Raw genomic sequence first — 3,981 nt, 5'->3', positions numbered from 1 at the left:
GAGAAGATGCTTGCTACAGGGGAGGTGAAATGTATTGATGAGGAGATACCGTTTGAGATACCACAGGGGTGGGAATGGGAGCGTTGGGGTAATATATCCCAATCTATTCAATATGGATATAATGCTCCAGCATTGGAACATGGTGCAATAAAAATGGTTCGCATTAGCGACATTCAAGAAAATTGCGTTCTTTGGGACAATGTGCCATATTGTCAAATCGAAGAAAACGATATTGATACATACCTGTTGAAAGTAAACGACATTCTCTTTGCACGAACAGGTGGTACTGTTGGAAAATCGTTTTTAGTTGAGGAAGTACCAGAAAGAGCCATTTATGCAGGGTATTTGATAAGAACGAGATACAGTTCTTTACTTAATCCTCGTTACATGAAATTATTTATGGAGAGCCAATTGTATTGGGAGCAACTCAAAAATGGTACAATAGCTACAGCTCAACCAAATTGTAATGGCAAAACACTTGCAAAAATGTTGCTGCCTATACCTCCAACAAAGGAACAAGATAGAATAGTTGGGAAACTAACACAATTGTCTTCATTCTTAAATAATTATACTCTATGTCAAGAGAGATTGAATCTGTTGAACGAGGAGATAAAGGAACAGTTAAAAAAGTCCATTTTACAGGAAGCAATTCAAGGAAAACTTGTACCGCAAATGGCAGAAGAAGGTACAGCGCAAGAACTGCTTGAACAAATAAAGGCAGAGAAGCAGAAACTCGTTAAAGAAGGCAAGCTAAAGAAGTCTGCCCTCAACGATTCTGTTATTTTCCGTGGTGACGATAACAAGTATTATGAGCAGATAGAGAGCGAAGTAACCGAGATTGATATTTCTTTTGACTTCCCAAGTACTTGGTCTATTGCTCGATTAAATGCTGTTTGCCAACTTACAGACGGCTTGAAAACCATTGGCAAGCAATGCTTGTTAGATGCAAAATACTTACGTGGTAAAAGTTCTGAAACTATAGTAGAACAAGGTAAACTTGTATATAAAGGTGACAATATAATGCTTGTGGACGGTGAAAACTCTGGTGAAGTTTTCATCGTACCACAAGATGGCTATATGGGTAGTACATTCAAGCAGTTATGGATAAGTTCCTCAATGTACGAACCTTATGTTTTAGCTTTTATACAGTTCTATAAAGAGACATTGCGCAACTCTAAGAAAGGTGCAGCAATTCCACACCTCAACAAAGAATTGTTTTATGGGCTTATTATTGGTATTCCACCACTGCAAGAGCAGAGAAGAATAGTTCAGAAGATAGAACAATTAATGCAGTTGCTCAAATAGAGTTTCTATTCTTTTGACAATGCGTTTCTGTTCATTCAAAGGAGGTAATGGAATCAAGTGCTCTACCAATTTAACTCGAGAAATGTTAGGTTGGGCACCACCTTCACCTTTCTTAATAAATGAATCTCGGCTTGCCATTAAAAAATAAAACAAGAACCAATTATAAACAACATAGGGGGTACAGCCACAACACGCTTGATTGGTAGTTAATTCCTTGCCTACAATAGCTAACTTTCCTATTGTAGCTCCATACATTGCAATGAGTACATCGCCTATTTTGTTCATACGTAGAGAGCAATCTTGAAAAGCTCTCTGCGTTATTTTTTCTTCTGTATCATATACAATATCGTTGTTCAACTCACCTGTCTTAAGCCACAAAATATTGCCACCATAATAATCTTGGTTACCACGCTGAGGTGTAGAACCAGCCCCCCAATCTCCAATTTGTCCCATTCTTGTCCAAATCCAATTATTAGGGATTTCAAAAGGAATTTCTTCTGTTATATCTATGCAATTTTTTCCTATCTGCTCATAATACTTGTTACGGACTTAATCTTTTGTACTATACGCAGTTGTTCTGCAAATGGTGGTAGTGGAACAAGATAGCTTTTTACAGTCTTTGTTGCTAATTCCTTTTGCTTTGTACTGCCATCTGATTTGTCTTCAATAACAGACTGAACTGTATTACTTGCAAAATAATAGTACAGGTATTCAGAAACGATGTACGTTTTGTATGGACGAATAACTGTAACATGGCTGTCTGCAACAGCCAATTCATAAGGGTTTAGTAGCGTGTAGTATATAGCCATTCTACCCAATGTTCCCAATCCTGTAGAGTTCCACATCAAATCTCTATCTTGCAAGAAATACTCACTATTATAAGATGTAATACTCTGTGGCTCAATAAACTTTGCTTTTTCTATGGAAAATCCAACCCATTGATTGCATTTTTGAGCAACAACAGGATATTTCTTTATAGGGCTATATTTGGGTGATTTGCCTCTATGAATAAAAGAACAAATATCGTCAAGTCGTACCCACGCCCAATTTGACGGTATCTCAAATGGTATTTCTTCATCAATACATACAGCCCCATCTTCCGACTTCTCCCAATACTTGTTATCGTCACCACGGAAGATGACAGAAGTAGCCAAAGCGGCCTTCTTTAGTTTGCCCCCTTTTACTAAAATCTGCTTCTCTATCTTAATCTGCTCCAACAAATCTTGAGCAGTACCCTCCTCTGTAAGTTGCGGAACAATTTTTCCTTGAATTGCTTCCTGTAAAATGGACTTTTTAAATTTATCCAATATCTCTTTGTTTATATAGTCAAGTTTTATTTGACATTCTCCATATTGGGTTATATATGGATGGAGTAAGCTCAACTTCTCTACTATGCGTGTCTGTTCCTTTTGTGGTGGGATAGGTAATAGACAATGCTTTATAATGAGTTGATTTATATTCGGGTCTTTTCTCGATCCAGCAGCAAAATCCATCCAATAAGGTCTTTGATATTCGATAAAAGTATGAAGATAATCCATATTGCAATATCCATTTGGCTTAATGGCACAAACTGACTGATTGATGGTTGTATCAAACTGTAGAATGCTATGTTTTCCAATCGTTCCTGCACCGCCATACATCGCAATACATACCGAGTTTTGTGGGAGAATGGTAAGGTTGTAGTCAGAACAAGCTTTTTCCGTAATTTGTATCTCCGTCTTGCATAAAACTCCATTATTTAAGTCTGTCGTGCGAACCCAATTAATGCTGCCATTTTGGTAGTAGTCGGGATTTCTGCTTAGAGGTGTGGAACCGCTTGTTGTCTCAAAAAGGTTACCAATGCGTTCCCATTCCCAACCTTGCGGCACTTCAAATGGTATCTCCTCATCAATACATTTCACCTCCCCTGTAGCAAGCATCTTCTCATAATAGGAATTGTCCTCACCACGGTAGATAATAGATGCGTTCTTGTCACGCTTGATTTTCTTCTCCTTGATCAAGCGTTCTTTCTCCTGACGAATCTTATCAAGCAAAACGCTTGCAGGCTCGTCATTTGGGTCTTGCGGTACAAGTTTTCCTTGTATCGCCCATTGTAATATGCTGTTCTTTAATTGTTTGCCGTTCATTGTTTATAATTTCAATGTATCTTTAAAAGTTATTGGACTGCCTCTGAGTTTGAATTGGTCAAGCAATGCTTGACTAATTTGTGGGACCGTGTTCCACATTTTTGTCTCATCCTTTTTTGAATTGGTGAGACAGCGTCTCACCAATCTTGTCATTCATCGAATTTGATTTCTATCCTCAAGATGCGCTGTATATAATTCGCCAACAACTTGTTGGCGAATTATAACTATTTCTTGTCTTCATCTAATTCTGCTTCCAACTTGAGGTTTTCTTTTATCTCCTCTGGAGTTGGCAACATTTCCACTGCTTTAAGAATCTCATTCTCATATTCGGCCACGCTCAATGGACGATCGACACCTTTGAAAGCCCATTCTACGGTCATGTCATCCTTGTGCTTGCAAATGAGTAGCCCAATAGTAGGATTATCATCTGCCCCTTTCATCAATTCGTCAACAGCAGAAACATAGAAGTTCAACTTACCTGCAAACTCAGGCTCAAAATCTACTACTTTTAATTCATATGTTGCGTAGTCAATTATGTTGGCTTCACATC

Annotated in this window: 4 protein-coding genes; 1 reads left to right on the top strand and 3 read right to left on the bottom strand. The window is 38.1% G+C overall.

Annotation, left to right across the window (positions count from 1 at the left end; translation table 11 throughout):
• Nucleotides 1–1,305, top strand: a 1,305-nt coding sequence (locus DW917_RS16160) for a restriction endonuclease subunit S (RefSeq protein WP_233524799.1), incomplete at its 5' end; no start/stop codon positions are given.
• On the opposite strand, the gene DW917_RS16155 is transcribed toward DW917_RS16160, so the two are convergent.
• From DW917_RS16155 to DW917_RS16145, 3 genes are all read right to left on the bottom strand, one after another.
• Nucleotides 1,285–1,758 carry a restriction endonuclease subunit S gene (locus DW917_RS16155; RefSeq protein WP_118120376.1) on the bottom strand — a complete coding sequence of 158 codons (474 nt, stop codon included), beginning with the start codon at nucleotides 1,756–1,758 and terminating at the stop codon, nucleotides 1,285–1,287. The two genes, DW917_RS16160 and DW917_RS16155, sit on opposite strands and share 21 nt — an antisense overlap.
• Nucleotides 1,759–1,826: 68 nt before the next feature.
• Nucleotides 1,827–3,431, bottom strand: a complete 1,605-nt coding sequence (locus tag DW917_RS16150) for a restriction endonuclease subunit S (protein WP_118120374.1) — start codon at nucleotides 3,429–3,431, stop codon at nucleotides 1,827–1,829.
• A 224-nt stretch (nucleotides 3,432–3,655) separates the two neighbouring features.
• Nucleotides 3,656–3,981, bottom strand: a 326-nt coding sequence (locus DW917_RS16145) for a PDDEXK nuclease domain-containing protein (protein WP_118120372.1), incomplete at its 5' end; no start/stop codon positions are given.

This window comes from Prevotella sp. AM42-24 (genome assembly GCF_003461825.1).
Taxonomy (GTDB): Bacteria; Bacteroidota; Bacteroidia; order Bacteroidales; family Bacteroidaceae; genus Prevotella; species Prevotella hominis.
This window is presented reverse-complemented; position numbering and strand designations above follow the sequence as displayed.